The organism is Zhihengliuella salsuginis, from assembly GCF_014651715.1.
GTDB classification, from domain to species: Bacteria; Actinomycetota; Actinomycetes; order Actinomycetales; family Micrococcaceae; genus Zhihengliuella; species Zhihengliuella salsuginis.
Window position 1 is genome coordinate 1 of record NZ_BMXK01000020.1, and the last position, 15,331, is coordinate 15,331.

14 protein-coding genes and 1 tRNA gene are annotated in these 15,331 nt (G+C 68.8%); 6 read left to right on the plus strand and 9 right to left on the minus strand.

Annotated elements, in window-relative coordinates:
• Positions 1 to 95 precede the first annotated feature (95 nt).
• The 6 genes from fabF to aceE form a co-directional block, all read right to left on the minus strand.
• Positions 96 to 1,334 carry a beta-ketoacyl-ACP synthase II gene (gene fabF / locus IE069_RS15200; RefSeq protein ID WP_189351529.1) on the minus strand — a complete coding sequence of 413 codons (1,239 nt, stop codon included), beginning with the start codon at positions 1,332 to 1,334 and terminating at the stop codon, positions 96 to 98.
• A 195-nt stretch (positions 1,335 to 1,529) separates the two neighbouring features.
• Positions 1,530 to 1,775 (minus strand): acyl carrier protein, encoded by a 246-nt coding sequence (locus IE069_RS15205; RefSeq protein ID WP_189351530.1) that lies wholly within the window; start codon positions 1,773 to 1,775, stop codon positions 1,530 to 1,532.
• 98 nt (positions 1,776 to 1,873) lie between these two features.
• A complete protein-coding gene (locus tag IE069_RS15210; RefSeq protein ID WP_189351531.1) occupies positions 1,874 to 2,929 on the minus strand; it encodes a beta-ketoacyl-ACP synthase III in 1,056 nt (351 codons plus the stop codon).
• A 1-nt stretch (position 2,930) separates the two neighbouring features.
• Positions 2,931 to 3,878 (minus strand): ACP S-malonyltransferase, encoded by a 948-nt coding sequence (locus tag IE069_RS15215; protein ID WP_189351532.1) that lies wholly within the window; start codon positions 3,876 to 3,878, stop codon positions 2,931 to 2,933.
• An 88-nt stretch (positions 3,879 to 3,966) separates the two neighbouring features.
• Positions 3,967 to 5,181, minus strand: a complete 1,215-nt coding sequence (locus tag IE069_RS15220; protein WP_189351533.1) for a PucR family transcriptional regulator — start codon at positions 5,179 to 5,181, stop codon at positions 3,967 to 3,969.
• 147 nt (positions 5,182 to 5,328) lie between these two features.
• The gene (aceE, locus tag IE069_RS15225; protein WP_229791206.1) at positions 5,329 to 8,067 is read right to left on the minus strand and encodes a pyruvate dehydrogenase (acetyl-transferring), homodimeric type; all 2,739 of its coding nucleotides are present in this window, start codon (positions 8,065 to 8,067) and stop codon (positions 5,329 to 5,331) included.
• 319 nt (positions 8,068 to 8,386) lie between these two features.
• On the opposite strand from aceE, the gene IE069_RS15230 reads away from it, so the two are divergent.
• From IE069_RS15230 to gnd, 4 genes are all read left to right on the plus strand, one after another.
• On the plus strand, positions 8,387 to 8,803 hold the full coding sequence (locus IE069_RS15230; protein ID WP_189351534.1) for a DUF3052 domain-containing protein: 417 nt from the start codon (positions 8,387 to 8,389) through the stop codon (positions 8,801 to 8,803).
• A 7-nt stretch (positions 8,804 to 8,810) separates the two neighbouring features.
• Positions 8,811 to 9,266, plus strand: a complete 456-nt coding sequence (locus IE069_RS15235) for a redoxin domain-containing protein (protein ID WP_189351535.1) — start codon at positions 8,811 to 8,813, stop codon at positions 9,264 to 9,266.
• 46 nt (positions 9,267 to 9,312) lie between these two features.
• A tRNA-Val gene (locus IE069_RS15240) sits at positions 9,313 to 9,385 on the plus strand.
• A 147-nt stretch (positions 9,386 to 9,532) separates the two neighbouring features.
• Positions 9,533 to 10,969, plus strand: coding sequence for an NADP-dependent phosphogluconate dehydrogenase (gnd, locus tag IE069_RS15245; RefSeq protein ID WP_189351536.1), 1,437 nt, complete (start codon positions 9,533 to 9,535; stop codon positions 10,967 to 10,969).
• A 187-nt stretch (positions 10,970 to 11,156) separates the two neighbouring features.
• Here gnd and epsC read toward each other — a convergent pair whose 3' ends face one another.
• The 3 genes from epsC to msrA all read right to left on the minus strand — a co-directional run bounded on the left by epsC (position 11,157) and on the right by msrA (position 13,376).
• A complete protein-coding gene (epsC, locus tag IE069_RS15250) occupies positions 11,157 to 11,741 on the minus strand; it encodes a serine O-acetyltransferase EpsC (RefSeq protein WP_189351537.1) in 585 nt (194 codons plus the stop codon).
• Positions 11,742 to 11,769: 28 nt separating this feature from the next.
• Positions 11,770 to 12,705, minus strand: a complete 936-nt coding sequence (gene cysK, locus IE069_RS15255) for a cysteine synthase A (protein ID WP_189351538.1) — start codon at positions 12,703 to 12,705, stop codon at positions 11,770 to 11,772.
• A 110-nt stretch (positions 12,706 to 12,815) separates the two neighbouring features.
• Positions 12,816 to 13,376 (minus strand): peptide-methionine (S)-S-oxide reductase MsrA, encoded by a 561-nt coding sequence (gene msrA, locus IE069_RS15260; RefSeq protein ID WP_189351539.1) that lies wholly within the window; start codon positions 13,374 to 13,376, stop codon positions 12,816 to 12,818.
• Between the two features lie 152 nt (positions 13,377 to 13,528).
• Between msrA and IE069_RS15265 the strand changes: the two genes are divergently transcribed.
• A complete protein-coding gene (locus IE069_RS15265) occupies positions 13,529 to 14,551 on the plus strand; it encodes a Nif3-like dinuclear metal center hexameric protein (protein ID WP_189351540.1) in 1,023 nt (340 codons plus the stop codon).
• A gap of 18 nt (positions 14,552 to 14,569) precedes the next feature.
• A complete protein-coding gene (locus IE069_RS15270; protein ID WP_189351541.1) occupies positions 14,570 to 15,322 on the plus strand; it encodes a zinc ribbon domain-containing protein in 753 nt (250 codons plus the stop codon).
• The last annotated feature ends 9 nt before the right edge of the window (positions 15,323 to 15,331 follow it).

Genomic DNA, 15,331 nt, shown 5'->3' on the forward strand with positions numbered 1-15,331 from the left:
CCTCGGCGTCTGTCCCGAAAAGCGAAGAGGGCGGTTGGCGCGTGGAAATCCACGCGCCAACCGCCCTCTTCCGTCCGCGGTCGGGATCCGGCTGATCAGACGCTGCGGACCGCAACCACGGCGTTGTGCCCGCCGAATCCGAAGGAGTTGTTCAGGGCCACGATCTGGCCCTGCGGCAGGTCGCGCGCCTCGCCGGTGACGACGTCCAGCGGAATCTCCGGGTCCTGGTTCTCGAGGTTGATCGTCACAGGCGCCTTGCGCTCGTAGACGGCCAGGACGGCGAGGACGGACTCGACGGCCCCCGAGGCTCCCAGGAGGTGCCCCATCTGCGACTTCGTCGCGGAGACGGCGACGTTGTCGACGTGGGATCCCAGGGCCGAGCTGAGCGCGGTGTACTCCGGCTTGTCGCCGACCGGCGTCGACGTGGCGTGGGCGTTGACGTGGACGACGTCCTCCGGCTGGATGAGGCCGTCGAACATGGCCGCCTTCAGCGCACGGGTGGCGCCCAGACCCTCGGGGTCCGGCGCCGTGATGTGGTACGCGTCGGCGGTCACCGAGGTGCCGGCCAGCTCGGCGTAGATGCGGGCACCGCGCGCCAGAGCGTGCTCCTCGGCCTCGAGCACCAGCGCACCGGCGCCCTCGCCCATCACGAAGCCGTCGCGGTCGACATCGTAGGGGCGCGAGGCGTGCTCCGGGTCGTCATTGCGACGGGAGAGGGCCTGCATCGAGGAGAAGGCGGCGAGCGGCATCGGGTGGATCGCGGCCTCGGCACCGCCGACCATCACGACGTCGGCCTTGCCTGCGCGGATCAGCTCGAGGCCGACGTCCATCGCCTCGGTGCCCGAGGCGCAGGCGGAGACGGGGGTGTGCGCACCGGCGCGGGCACCCAGGTCCAGGCTGACCGCTGCTGCCGGCCCATTGGGCATGAGCATGGGGACCGTCATCGGCAGCACGCGCCGCGGGCCCTTCTCGCGGAGGGTGTCCCAGGCGTCGAGCAGGGTCCAGACGCCGCCGATGCCGGTGGCGAAGGCGACGCCGAGACGGTCCTTGTCCATCTCGTCGATCCCGGAGTCCTTCCAGGCCTCGCGGGCCGCGACGACGGCGAACTGGGTCGACGGATCCATGCGCTTCATCTCGACGCGGGAGAGCGTCTCGCTGGCGGGCGTCGTGACGCGGGCCGCGAAGTGGACAGGGAGCTGGTACTCTTCGACCCAATCGTCGGTCAAGGTGTGTGCGCCGGAAGTACCCTTGAGGGCGTTCTCCCAGAGTGTGGGGACATCCCCGCCGATGGGCGTGGTAGCACCCAGACCGGTGATTACGACTTTGCGGGCCATCAGAAATCTCTCTTTTCGCGATGGAGAACTGTTGTCAGGTAGATCGCGACCAGCCTGGTCGGCAGACGTGGTGGGCAACGGCCAGGTGGACATTGCCCACCACGCGGCCACTCCGCTTCCCGGTCGCGGGGACCAGCGGGGAGTGGAAAGACTGGGCGGTCCTTCAGAAGGTGCGGCGGAACCGCAGGACTCAGGTCAGGCCTGGGCGCCGGCGATGTAGTTGACGGCGTCACCGACGGTCTTGAGGTTCTTGACTTCCTCGTCCGGGATCTTCACGTCGAACTTCTCTTCGGCGTTGACGACGATGGTCATCATCGAGATCGAGTCGATGTCGAGGTCGTCGGTGAAGGACTTGTCGAGCTGCACTGCGTCAGCTTCCAGACCGGTCTCCTCGTTGACGATGTCGGCCAGTCCGGCCAGGATCTCTTCGTTGCTAGCCATGTCGGCTTCCTTTCTGTTGTGTCGGGCTGTCCCGACGCTTGGTCCCGCCATCGACCGACGGCGGGTAGTGCGGAGGAATGGTGGTTCCTAGGAAGAGCCTAGGGCAGGCGGACGACCTGCGCGCCGAAGACGAGGCCCGCGCCGAAGCCGATCTGCAAGGCGAGTCCGCCGGAGAGCTCCGGCTGCTCCTCGAGCAGGCGGTGCATGGCCAACGGGATCGAGGCCGCGGAGGTGTTGCCCATGTCGGCGATGTCGCGGCCCACGGCCACGGTGTCCGGCAGCTTCAACTGCTTGACCATCTCGTCGATGATGCGCATGTTGGCCTGGTGGGGGATGAAGGCGGAGAGGTCCTCGCTGGTGATCCCGGCGTCTTCCAGTGCCTGCTTGGCCACCTTCGCCATGGACCAGACGGCCCACCGGAAGACGGTCTGGCCGTCCTGGCGCAGGGTCGGCCAGAGCTTGGCCTCGGTCTCCGCGACGAGGGCCGTGCCCTCCGGGTCGTTCTCGGCGGCCACGGCGATGTCGCGCAGGTCGAGCATGGAGTGCGTCATCCCGATCGTGTCCCATTTGGCGCCGTCGGAGCCCCAGACGGACGGCGAGACGCCGGGCGTCTCGGACGGGCCGAGCACCACGGCGCCGGCGCCGTCGCCGAGCAGGAACGAGATCGTCCGCTCGTGGTTGTCGATGACATCGGAGAGCTTCTCGGCGCCGATCACGAGCACGTAGTCGGCGGTTCCGGAGCGGACGAGCGAATCTCCTTGGGCGATGCCGTAGCAGTAGCCTGCACAGGCCGCGGAGATGTCGAAGGCGGGCGCCGGGGTCGCGCCGATGCGCTCGGCCAGTGCCGCCGCCGCGGACGGCGTCGCGTAGGGGAAGGTCACGGTGGAGACGATCACAGCGCCCAGCTGGCCGGCCTCGATGCCCGCACGCTCGAGGGCCTCTCGGGCGGCCCCCTCCGCCATGTCGAGGAGCGAGACGTCAGCCGACGCGCGCCGCCGGGTGACGATCCCGGTCCGCTGCCGGATCCACTCGTCCGAGGAGTCGATCCACTCGCAGACGTCCTCGTTGGTCACGACGACGTCGCCACGGAAGGCTCCGAGGCCGAGGATCCGGCTGCCGGGATTGGTCGGCTTCTGGTTCAAGGTGGCGGTCATGTCAGTTCCGGTCCTCTCGGCTGGCGTGCTCTGCGACGAACTCGCGGGCGGCGTCCAGATCCTCTGGCGACTTGAGCGCGAAGGTGGCCGTGCCGCGCAGTGCGCGCTTGGCCAACCCTACGAGGGTACCTGCCGGCGGAAGCTCCAGGATGCCGGTGACGCCCAGGGCCGAGAGCTGCTCCATGCACAGGTCCCAGCGCACGGGCCGGGACACCTGGGCGACCAGGCTCTCGAGATTCGCGGATCCCGAGGCCACCGGAGCGCCGTCGTAGTTGCTCAGCAGCGTCACCCGGGGATCGGCGGCGCGCAGCGTCGGCGCCAGGGCCTGCAGCACGCCGACGGCCGGCGCCATGTGCTCGGTGTGGAAGGCGCCGGCGACCTTCAGGGGGATCACGCGGGCCTTGGCCGGCGGGTTCTCCACGAAGGAGGCGATCTGCTCCGCCGTGCCCGCCGCGACGACCTGGCCGGCGCCGTTGGCGTTCGCTGCCGTCAGGCCGGCCGCCTCGATGGAGGCCAGGACCTCGTCGGCGGCACCGCCGAGGACTGCCGCCATGCCGGTCGGCGTCACCGCCGCCGCCTCGGCCATGGCGTTCGCCCGCTCGCGGACGAATGCCACGGCGTCGTCCTCGGGGAGGGCGCCGGCCAGCGCAGCCGCAGTGATCTCGCCGACCGAGTGGCCGGCGAGAACGGCTCCGGCGGGGACAGCGCCGTCGGGCAGCTCGGCGAAGAGCTGGCGCGCTGCGAGGAGACCGGCGGCCACGATCAGCGGCTGCGCCACTGCGGTGTCCTTGATGGTCTCCTCGTCGGCGACGGTTCCGAACTCGACCAGATCACGTCCGGCGAGTTCGGCGAGGTGATTCAGATGGTCGGCGACACCCGGGAGTTCAAGCCACGGGGACAGGAAGCCGGGGGTCTGAGATCCCTGTCCGGGGCACACGATTGCTAGCACAGTTCAAGCTTTCCAAGGATTGGGGGATTACTCGGTGTTCGGGCACACCAAGCTCTCCTCGGCGTGTTGTAGGAATCCTACAACCGATTCAGTACGCGGGACAGTCGGCCAGGCGGCCGACCACGAGCGAGGTCTGCAGGACGAAGGCCTCCCGGGGGATAAGGGGATCCCACCCGGTGATCTCGCTGACCCGCTTGAGGCGGTAGCGCACCGTATTGGCGTGCACGAAGAGCTCCCGGGCCGTCCCCTCCAGCGAGTGCCCGAGCGTGAGATAGCTGGACAGGGTCTCGACCAGCCCGTTGCCGGCTTTGACCAGGGGGCGGTAGACGTTGTCGACGAGGGCCGCACCGGCGCTCGCGTCGCCGTTGATCACCCGTTCGGGCCACAGGTCGTCGGCCGCCGTCGGGCGCGGCGCCTGGTTCCACGCGCTGGCGGCCGCGAGTCCGGCGAACGCCGCCTGGGCGGATGCCGTCGCCGCCCGCAGGGAGTCGGCCCGCGGCCCGTAGACGACGGGCCCGTCGGCGAAGTACTCGGCCAGCCGGCGCAATCCGGTGGCGGCGTTGTCGCGGACGCCGCCGAGCATCACGATGAGACGCTCGCCCTGGATTCCGACGAGGCAGTCGTGCGCGTAGCGGAGGGACGCGCGGCGCAGCTCGCCCACGAAGCGCGCGTTCGACTGCTCGGGGGCGCGCCCGACCATCACGTGGATCCCGTCCTGCGACTTCCAGCCGACTGCGGCGAACCGCGATCTGAGCGTGTCGGTGTCCTCGCCCCGCATGACAGCGTCCACCACGAGCGCCTCGAGGCGGCTGTCCCAGGCGCCCCGGGTCTCCGCGGCCCGCGCGTAGACGTCGGCGGCCGCGAAGGCGACCTCGCGCGAATAGCGGAGGACGGCCTCCCTGAGCGAGACCTGCTCGGCCTCGCTCGCGAGATCGGGGACCTGGTTCTCGACGACCTCCACGATCGTGCGGATCAGCTGGAGCGCCTTCTGCAGGCTGATCGAGCGGGTCAGCTCGGTGGGTGCCGCACCGAAGACGTCGTTGAGCACCCACTGGGGGCTCGTGGGCTGCTCGTACCACGAGACGAAGGACGCGATGCCCTTCTGGGCGACGAGCCCGAGGGCCGCCCGCTCCTCCGGCTCAAGCCCGCGGTACCACGGCAGGGACTGGTCGAGGTGCTTGAGGGCGACCGTGGAGAGGATCCCCAGGTGGTCCTTGAGCCTCCGGAGCGTTTCCGCGCTGGCCTGGGGCTGCCGCGGTGGTCGATTTCTGCCGCCGCCCGGCACGGAACGCGTTTCGGTCATAGATCGAGGATACTCGCGGGGCCCCGTTTCACCCAGCCGGAGAACTCCGCGTTTTTGTGGGATAACTACAAAACGACGGCGGGGCGCCACCCTCCAGCACACTGCGCTGGTGAGGTGGCGCCCCGCCGTCGTGGGGTAGCCGTCCGGTCAGCTGTCGCCTCCGGCACTGCCGCTGGTGCCGGCGTTGACGTCGTCGAGCTGGTAGCGCTCGAACGCCTGCGCCGGAGCCTCCGCCGGAACCTCGCCGCGGCGGGCGAGCATCTGCAGGGCGCGGACGACGACGCTGTGGGCGTCGATCTTGAAGAACCGGCGTGCCGCGGCGCGGGTGTCGGAGAAGCCGAAGCCGTCCGCCCCGAGCGTGGCCCACTCGTTCGGCACGTACTGGCGCACCTGGTCGGGGACCGCGGCCATGTAGTCGCTGACCGCGACGACCGGACCCGTGGCGCCGGCGAGCTGTTCGGTGATGAAGGGCGTGCGCGCCTTCTCGTCGGCGTTGAGGAAGGCCTCCTCCTCGGCGGCCAGCGCATCCCGGCGCAGCTCGTTCCAGCTCGTCACCGACCAGACGTCGGCCGAGACGCCCCACTCGTCGGCGAGGATCTGCTGGGCCTCGATGGCCCACGCCATGGCGACACCGGACGCGAGCAGCTGCGTTCGCGGGCCGTCCACCTCGGCCGGTCCGGCCAGGTAGATGCCCTTGAGCAGGCCGTCGACATCGAGCTCTTCCGGCTCGGCCGGCTGGGTGATCGGCTCGTTGTACACCGTCAGGTAGTACATGACGTTCGGGTCCGGGTGCTTCCCGCCGTACATGCGCTCCAGGCCGGCGCGCATGATGTGGCCGATCTCGTACCCGTAGGCCGGGTCGTAGGCGACGACGGCGGGGTTGGTCGAGGCGAGGAGCGGCGAGTGGCCGTCAGCGTGCTGCAGGCCCTCTCCGGTCAGCGTCGTACGCCCTGCCGTAGCGCCGATGACGAATCCGCGGGCCATCTGGTCGGCGGCCGCCCAGAACTGGTCGCCCGTGCGCTGGAAACCGAACATCGAGTAGAACACGTACACGGGGATCAGCGGTTCGCCGTGGGTGGCGTAGGCCGTGCCGATCCCGGTGAAGGCTCCGAGCGCGCCGGCCTCGTTGATGCCCGGGTGGAGGATCTGCCCCTGCGGGGACTCCTTGTAGGCCAGGACCAGGTCCCGGTCCACGGACAGGTAGTTCTGCCCCTTCGGGTTGTAGATCTTGGCCGTCGGGAAGAAGGAGTCCATGCCGAAGGTCCGGGCCTCGTCGGGAACGATCGGCACGATCCGGTCGCCGAAGTTCTTGTCCCGCATGATGTCCTTGAGCAGACGGACGAACGCCATGGTCGTGGCGGCCTGCTGCTTGCCGGAGCCGCGCTTGGCGATCGCGTACGTCTTCTCCGGCGGGAGCTCGATCTCCCGCGGGGCGTTGCGGCGCTCCGGGACGGAGCCGCCCAGCTCGGAGCGGCGCTCCATCATGTACTTGATCTCCGGCGCGTCCGCCCCGGGGTGGTAGTACGGGGGCCGGTACGGGTCGGATTCCAGCTGCTCATCCGTGATCGGGATGCGCAGGTGGTCGCGGAACGCCTTCAGGTCGTCCAGCGTCAGCTTCTTCATCTGGTGCGTGGCGTTGCGGGCCTCGAAGTGCGGGCCCAGGCCGTAGCCCTTGACGGTCTTGGCAAGGATGACCGTCGGCTTGCCGTTGGCCTCCATGGACGCCTTGTAGGCCGCGTAGACCTTGCGGTAGTCGTGGCCGCCGCGCTTGAGGTTCCAGATCTCGTCGTCGCTCATGTCGGCGACGAGCTCCTTGGTCTCCGGCGACTTGCCGAAGAAGTGCTCGCGGACGAACGCCCCCGATTCGGCCTTGTAGGTCTGGTAGTCGCCGTCCGGGGTCTGGTTCATGATGTCCACCAGAGCGCCCGACTGGTCCTTCTCGAGCAGTGCGTCCCACTCGCGACCCCAGGTCACCTTGATGACGTTCCAACCGGCGCCGCGGAAGAACGCCTCCAGCTCCTGCATGATCTTGCCGTTGCCGCGCACCGGTCCGTCGAGGCGCTGCAGGTTGCAGTTGATCACGAACGTGAGGTTGTCGAGCTTCTCGTTGGCCGCCAGCTGGAGGAAGCCGCGCGACTCGGGCTCGTCCATCTCGCCGTCGCCGAGGTACGCCCACACGTGCTGCTGCGACGTGTCCTTGATGCCGCGGTTGTGCATGTAGCGGTTGGCCTGCGCCTGGTAGATGGCGTTGGCCGGGCCGATGCCCATCGACACCGTCGGGAACTCCCAGAAGTCCGGCATGTTGCGCGGGTGCGGGTACGACGGCAGGCCGTTGCCCTTCTTCGACTTCTCCTGGCGGAACCCGTCGAGGTCCTCTTCGGAGAGGCGCCCCTCCATGAAGGCGCGTGCGTACATGCCGGGGGAGGCGTGCCCCTGGAAGAACACCTGGTCGCCGCCGCCGGGGTGGTTCTTGCCACGGAAGAAGTGGTTGAAGCCCACTTCGTAGAGGGTGGCGGCACCGGCGAACGTCGAGATGTGCCCGCCGACGCCGATGTCGGGCTGCTGCCCGCGGTGCACCATGATGGCGGCGTTCCAGCGCATCCATGCGCGGTAGCGGCGCTCGACCTCCTCGTCGCCGGGGAAGTCCGGCTCCTGGTCGACCGGAATCGTATTCACGTAGTCGGTCGTAGTCACCATCGGCACGCCGACGCTCTTGGCGCCTGCACGCTGAAGCAACGAGCGAACGATGAACTGGGCCCGTTCGGTTCCCTGAGCCTCAACCAGATCATCGAAGGATTCGAGCCACTCGGCCGTCTCCTCGGGATCGCGGTCCGGCAGCTGGCTGGTCAAGCCAGAGCGGATGTGTGAAATGTGATCGTCAGCCACGTCCAAATTCTCCTTGCAGCGGGTTACAGCGTGGGGGCAGGCGGCGGCCCGCCGTGAACGAATGTCACGACGCCGGCCGTGGCAATTCAGCCGCCATGCGTCTTTGGCTGCCATCGTGATTGCGGTGACAGCCATCCACGCCACTCTAATCCGCCCAGCGCCTCAATGCGTAGCCGGGGGCGTCATTCGGCCCGGTCGAAGGCCTCGAAGACGTCACGGAAAGCGGAATTAGCGGCGTGTCATCGAGCGCGCGCTTGATGCGCCCGGCTTAAAGGTGTTGGCTGGAACTGTCAGAGACGTACTAAGGGAGGAACACACTGTGAGCGAGGCTGCAGCAGCTACATCGATGGCTGCCGCCAGGATGGGATTCAAAGAGGGCGACCTCATTCAGGAGTTGGGGTACGACGACGACGTCGACTTCGATCTGAGAGACGCGCTCGAGGATGGCATCGGTTCCGAACTGCTCACCGAAGAGGACCAAGACGTCGTAGACGGCGTCGTCCTGTGGTGGCGGGACGGTGACGGCGATCTGGTCGACGCCCTCGTCGACTCCTTGACGTCGCTCGAGGAGGGGGGAGTGGTCTGGCTGCTGACTCCGAAGAGCGGACGCGATGCCCACGTGCCCCCGGCGGAGATCCTCGAGGCGGCTCCGACTGCGGGTCTGCACGTGACGACGAGCGAGGGCGTTTCCGAGGAATGGGCGGCGGCACGCCTGATGCCGCGACGCAAGAACTGACCGTTCCGTGCAGCTCCTCGCCCCCGGAACCGGGGTGCCGGACTTCGCCGTGACCACGCACCACGGCGAGCCGCTCACGCCGGCCGACATGCCGGCGTCGTACCTGCTGGTCTTCTATCCGTTCGCGTTCTCGCGCGTCTGCACGTCGGAGCTGCGGGACCTCCAGGAGCACCTCGCGGTCATCCGCGAGGACGGCACGGAGGTCTTCGGCGTGTCGGTGGACCACAAGTTCGCGTTGCGCGCCTACGCCGAGCAGGAGGGCCTGGGCTTCACACTGCTCGCGGACTTCTGGCCCCACGGGGCCGCCGCGCAGCAGTTCGGCTGCTTCGACCACGGGGCCGGCCGCGCATTGCGGGCCACGTACCTGGTTCGCGGGGGCCGGATCGCGGACGCGTTCGGCTCGGACGTCGGGCAGGCGCGACCCTGGGCGCGGTACCAACAGGCCCTGGGACAAGGGGCATGACAATTTGGCGATCCCCGATCGAGGCGGATAAGATGGATCGCCGCAAGGGTCTTTAGCTCAGCTGGTAGAGCGCCACGCTTACACCGTGGATGTCATCGGTTCGATCCCGGTAGGACCCACAGGAGTCGCCCTCCGTAATACTGCATCAAAGGACCCGCCAAAGGTAATACTTTTGGCGGGTCCTGCTCTGTTTTGGGCTAGGCTGAGGAGTGCGCCAGGCATTTGGGCGCACCGAATCTACTCACCATTCCGGAGGATCCTTCCGCATGCCTGCACAGATTGGCGTCACCGGCCTAGCCGTCATGGGCGCAAACCTCGCCCGCAACTTCGCGCGCAACGGATACACCGTCGCCGTCCACAACCGCTCGGTCGGCAAGACCGACGCGCTGCTGGATACGCACGGGGACGAGGGCGACTTCGTCCGCACCGAGTCGCTCGAGGAGCTCGTCGAGAGCCTGGAAACCCCGCGCCGCGTCATGATCATGGTCAAGGCAGGCAAGCCGGTCGACTCCGTGATCGAGCAGCTGGTCCCGCTCCTGGAGCCGGGCGATATCGTGATCGACGGCGGCAACTCCCACTTCGAGGACACGCGACGCCGCGAGGCCGAACTCGCCAAGCAGGACCTCCACTTCGTCGGCGTCGGCGTTTCCGGCGGCGAGGAGGGCGCCCTGCTCGGCCCGTCCATCATGCCGGGCGGCTCGAAGCAGTCCTACGAGGCGCTGGGCCCGATGCTGGAGAAGATCTCCGCCAAGTACAAGGGCGAGCCCTGCTGCGCCTGGATCTCCACCGACGGCGCCGGCCACTTCGTCAAGATGGTCCACAACGGCATCGAGTACGCCGACATGCAGGTCATCGGAGAGGCCTACGACCTCCTCCGCGCCGGTGCCGGACTGGAGCCCGCCGAGCAGTCGAAGATCTTCACCGAGTGGAACTCGACGAGCCTCGCCTCCTTCCTCATCGAGATCTCGGCCGAGGTGCTCGGCCACGTCGACGCCGCCACGGGCAAGCCGCTCGTCGACGTCATCGTCGACTCGGCCGGCCAGAAGGGCACCGGCCGCTGGACGGTCGTCTCCGCGCTGCAGCTCGGCGCCCCGACGTCCGGCATCGCGGAGTCCGTCTTCGCGCGCGGCCTCTCGTCCCAGCGCTCCCAGCGCGCCCTCGCCCAGGAGACCCTCGTCGGCCACGAGGCCGACGTCGCGCTGCCGGAGAACTTCGTGGAGGACGTCCGCCAGGCGCTCTTCGCCTCCAAGCTGGTCTCCTACGCCCAGGGCCTGGACATGCTCGACAACGCCGCCGCCGAGTACGACTGGGAGCTGAACCTCGCGGAGATCGCCTCGCTCTGGCGCGCCGGCTGCATCATCCGTGCCGACCTGCTCGACGACATCATGAAGGCCTACTCCGGGGAACAGGCGCCGGAAAACCTGCTGCTGGCCCCGGCGTTCACGGAGGCGATCGCGGAGGCCGTTCCGGCGTGGCGCCGCGTGGTGGCCACCGCCGTCCAGCTCGGCATCCCGGTCCCCGTCTTCTCGGCCTCGCTGGCCTACTACGACGGCCTGCGCCGCAAGCGCCTGCCGGCGGCTCTGATCCAGGGCCAGCGCGACCTCTTCGGCGCCCACACGTACGAGCGCGTCGACCGCGAGGGCACCTTCCACACCCAGTGGAGCGGTGACAAGACGGAGATCAGCGCCGTCTCGACCCACTAGTCGCCCGCCGCTCCACGGAGCGGCAGAAGGGGCAGCCCGCCGGCGACGGCGGGCTGCCCCTTCTTCGTGTTCGTGTGTCCAGTGCGCGGCCGCACCAGCACGTACGACGTCGGCGGGCGAGGTGATCGGATCACCTCGCCCGCCGACGTCGTGCAGTGCGTTCCGGGCGCGCCCGGAGGCGTGCCGCCTAGATGTAGATGGCCGGGTCCACGTACTCCGCCGGGTCCACGGCCGGCTTGTGCTCGCCGGGCAGACGCGGCCGGTTGGTGGCCGGGATGCCCGTGACGATCGAGTGCGGCGGCGCGTCCTTGACGACGACGGCGTTGGCACCGACCGCCGAGTCCGCCCCGATCTCGATGGGGCCGAGGATCTTCGCCCCGGCGCCGACGACCACGCGGTCGCCGATCGTCGGGTGCCGCTTGACCCGCGCCAGCGACCGGCCGCCGAGCGTGACGCCGTGGTAGAGCATGACGTCGTCGCCGACCTCGGCCGTCTCGCCGATGACTACGCCGGACCCGTGGTCGATGAAGAACCTGCGTCCGATGGTCGCCCCCGGATGGATCTCGATGCCCGTCAGGAAACGGGCGAACTGCGAGAGCAGGCGCGCCGCCAGACGCAGCTGGGGCTTCTGCCACAACCGGTTGGCCACCCGGTGAGCCCAGATGGCGTGGAGCCCCGAGTAGGCGAGGAAGTTCTCCACGTCTCCGCGCGCCGCCGGATCATGGGCGCGCGCGGAGACGAGGTCCTCGGTCAGGCGTGAAAAGAAGTTCACAGTGGTTCGAACCTTGCCCCGCCGTCGATCAGCCGCGGATGTCGTCGTAGAGGAGGGTCGAGATGTAGCGCTCACCGAAGTCCGGAACGACCGTCACGATCAGCTTGCCCTCGCTCTCCGGACGCGCAGCCACCTGCAGCGCGGCCCAGACGGCCGCACCCGAGGAGATGCCGCCCAGGATGCCCTCCTGGGTGCCCAGCGCGCGGGCGGTCGTGACCGAATCCTCGACGGAGGCGTCCAGGACCTCGTCGTACACGTTGGTGTCGAGGATCTCCGGGACGAAGTTGGCCCCGAGGCCCTGGATCTTGTGCGGGCCCGGGGCCCCGCCGTTGAGGATGGGGGAGTCGGCCGGCTCGACGGCGACGATCTTGACCTCCGGCTTCAGCTCCTTGAGGAGGTTGCCGGCACCGGTGATGGTGCCGCCGGTGCCGATGCCGGAGACGAGCACGTCGACCTCGCCGTCGGTGTCGTCCCAGATCTCCTGGCCGGTGGTCTCGCGGTGGATGGCCGAGTTGGCCTCGTTCGCGAACTGCTGGGCCCAGATCGCGTTCTCGGTGGTCGCGACGATCTGCTTGGCTTTCTCCACAGCCCCGCGCATGCCCTCCGAGCCGGGCGTGAGCACGATCTCGGCGCCGAAGGCGCGGAGCATGACACGACGTTCCGTGGACATGGTCTCCGGCATCGTGAGGATGACCCGGTAGCCGCGTGCCGCGCCGACGAGCGCCAGGGCGATCCCGGTGTTGCCGGAGGTGCCCTCGACGATGGTGCCGCCCGGCTTCAAGGCCCCGGCCTTCTCGGCCGCGTCCACGATGGCGACGCCGATCCGGTCCTTGACGCTGTTGGCCGGGTTGAAGAACTCCAGCTTGACGGCGACGTCTCCGGGGAGTCCCTCGGTCAAGCGGTTGAGCCGGACCAGCGGGGTGCCGCCGACGAGTTCAGTGACGTTGTTGTAGATCTTCCCCATGTATTTTCCTTCGTTTCGTTCGAGCTGAGTCGAGTACGTGGTCGCCTTTCGCCCGCTCGTAGATGCGAACGTGTCGGCGAACGGAGCTTCGCCCCCAACCCTAGACCTGACTAGTGGGACGCAGCTTCGACGAGCCACGAAGCGTAATATCGGCGCACCTTGGACAGTTTCGGGTTAATGATGACGTTGCAATAGCCCGCGCCGGGATTCTGCTCGTAATAATCTTGGTGAATCGCCTCCGCCTCGTGGAAGACGGGCGCGCGGCTGACCTCCGTCACGATGGGCGAGCGGAAATGCTCCTGGTGCCGGCGGAGGGCCGTTTCGAAGACCTCGCGCTCTTCCTCCGTCTCGTAGAACATGACAGACCGGTACTGCGTGCCGACGTCGTAGCCCTGCCGGTTGAGGCTTGTCGGGTCGTGCGATGCGATGAAGACGTCCAGGACGACGTCGGACGGGATCACCTCCGGGTCGAAGGTCACCGCCACCACCTCCGCGTGCCCGGTGGTTCCCCCGCACACCGCACGGTAGTTGGCGGTGGCGGCTTCGCCGCCCATGTAGCCCGACACGACGCTGGTCACGCCGCGCAGCTTGCGGTAGACCGCGTCGAGGCACCAGAAGCAGCCGCCGCCGAGGTAGTAGGTCTGCCGGTTCTCTGTACCCTCTGGGCTCACGTGCTCCTCCTAGGTAGTGCTGGGATCGGCGAACATCCTCTCAAGACATCATGCCCGCAGCAGTGGCAACAATCCATGCGGGCGGCGAATTCCCTTCCGTGTCTGCGCGCCCGTGAGTGCCCGCCGGCCCCCGCGGCGGCTACGGTGGTTACATGCACGACGAGACCGAGAAGGAAAGCGCGGCACCGGTGCCGCCGAAGGACCCAGCGCCGGAGGCGGCCGAGGCGGTTGCCCGCGATGACGGCGATGCCCCTGGCGGGGGCCCGGCTCCGGAGGAAGACGACTCGGCGGCCTCCCCGGAACCTCCCGGTGGCGGCCTCGGTCCCGGAACGGCCCGCGCGGAGGCCACGCTGGGCGATGTCCTGCTCGCCGTCGAGGAGCTGTGGCCTGCGTCGCTGGCGGAGAAATGGGACCGGGTGGGACTGGTCGCCGGTCGAACCGAACGCCCCGTCAAACGGGTCCTCTTCGCCGTGGACCCCACACTCGACGTCGCCCGCGACGCCGTGGCACGCGGCACCGACCTGCTGATCACCCACCACCCGCTCATGCTGCGCGGGGTGAATTCGGTGGCGGCGACGGACGCCAAGGGAGAGGTCGTCCACGAGCTGATCGAGGGCCGGTGCGCGCTCCTGACGGTCCACACGAACGGCGATTCCGCGGTCGGGGGCGTCTCCGACGTACTCTCCGACATTTTCGGTCTGCAGGACGTCGAGCCCCTCTCCAGCGCCGACGAAGGACTGCCCGAGGAGGGCATCGGCCGCATCGGCGACCTGCCGCAGGCCACAACCCTCGGTGATTTCGCGTCGAAGGTCTTCGGCGCCATGCCATCGGTCGCGGGCGGCGTCCGGGTGGCGGGGGACCGGCAGGCCGTGATCCGCCGGGTGGCGGTCTGCGGCGGGGCCGGGGACTCGCTCTTCGACGTCGTCCGCGCGGCCGGAGCCGACGTCTACATCACCGGCGACCTGCGCCACCATCCAGCGCTCGAGGCCCGCGAAACGGCGCGGGGCCAGCGGCCCTACTTGATCGACGTCTCGCACTTCGCCAGCGAATGGCTCTGGCTCCCGGCCGCGGCCGAAGCCCTCAACAACGTGCTGACCGACCAGAACTTCGACGTCGAGGTGCAGGTCAGCGGCATCAACACGGACCCGTGGGATTTCGTTCTCACACCCCAATGACCGAGAAAGCCGAGACCTATGGCGACTGCAGCACCTGAAGAACAACTCCTGCTCCTCGATCTGGCGAAGCTGGACTCGGCGGTCGTCGCGCTGCGGCGGCAGCTGCGCGAAGCGGAGCAGGACCCGGAAGCGGCTGCGGCGGCGTCGGCCGAGCAGGAGGCCTCGGCCGCAGCCGATGCGGCAAGGGCCGAACTCGCATCCGTGGCCGACGAGCTGAAGGCATCGGAGTCGGCTGTCGCCAAGGTCGTGGCCCACCTGGGCCGGGACCAGCACAAGCTCGACACGGGAGCCGGTACCGCCAGCGACATGATGGCGCTCAGCCACGAGGTCGAGACCCTCAATGCCAGGCAGGCGGAGCTCGAGGACGAGGAGCTCGCCATCATGGAGCGCGTCGAGGCCGCCGAGTCGGAGGCGTCCGCAGCCGAGCGCGCGCTCGAGTCGGCCGCGGAGGCCCGTTCCGTGGTCGACGCACGAATCCAGGCCGCGACAGCGGACGTCCGCGCGCGACTGGAATCGGCCGAGTCGGAGCGGGCCGCCTTCGCTGCGACGATCAGCGCCCCTCTGGTCGGGCTCTACGACAAGGCCTACGCGCGCCGGGGGATCGGCGCCGCGCGCCTCTACCACGGTGTCTCGGAGGGCTCCGGCATGCAGCTCTCGCCGGGTGATCTCGCGGAGATCCTCGCCGCTTCGGCCGAGACGATCGTCTACTGCCCGGACTCCGGTGCCATCCTCGTCCGCGATCCCGAGTGGACGCGCGGCACCGCGAAGTGACGCCACTCA

Bases quoted from the DNA above. Each gene is read 5' to 3' on its own strand.
- fabF (WP_189351529.1), bottom strand. From the start codon at position 1,334: ATGGCCCGCAAAGTCGTAATCACCGGTCTGGGTGCTACCACGCCCATC.
- IE069_RS15205 (WP_189351530.1), bottom strand. From the start codon at position 1,775: ATGGCTAGCAACGAAGAGATCCTGGCCGGACTGGCCGACATCGTCAAC.
- IE069_RS15210 (WP_189351531.1), bottom strand. From the start codon at position 2,929: ATGACCGCCACCTTGAACCAGAAGCCGACCAATCCCGGCAGCCGGATC.
- IE069_RS15220 (WP_189351533.1), bottom strand. From the start codon at position 5,181: ATGACCGAAACGCGTTCCGTGCCGGGCGGCGGCAGAAATCGACCACCG.
- gnd (WP_189351536.1), top strand. From the start codon at position 9,533: ATGCCTGCACAGATTGGCGTCACCGGCCTAGCCGTCATGGGCGCAAAC.
- cysK (WP_189351538.1), bottom strand. From the start codon at position 12,705: ATGGGGAAGATCTACAACAACGTCACTGAACTCGTCGGCGGCACCCCG.
- IE069_RS15265 (WP_189351540.1), top strand. From the start codon at position 13,529: ATGCACGACGAGACCGAGAAGGAAAGCGCGGCACCGGTGCCGCCGAAG.
- IE069_RS15270 (WP_189351541.1), top strand. From the start codon at position 14,570: ATGGCGACTGCAGCACCTGAAGAACAACTCCTGCTCCTCGATCTGGCG.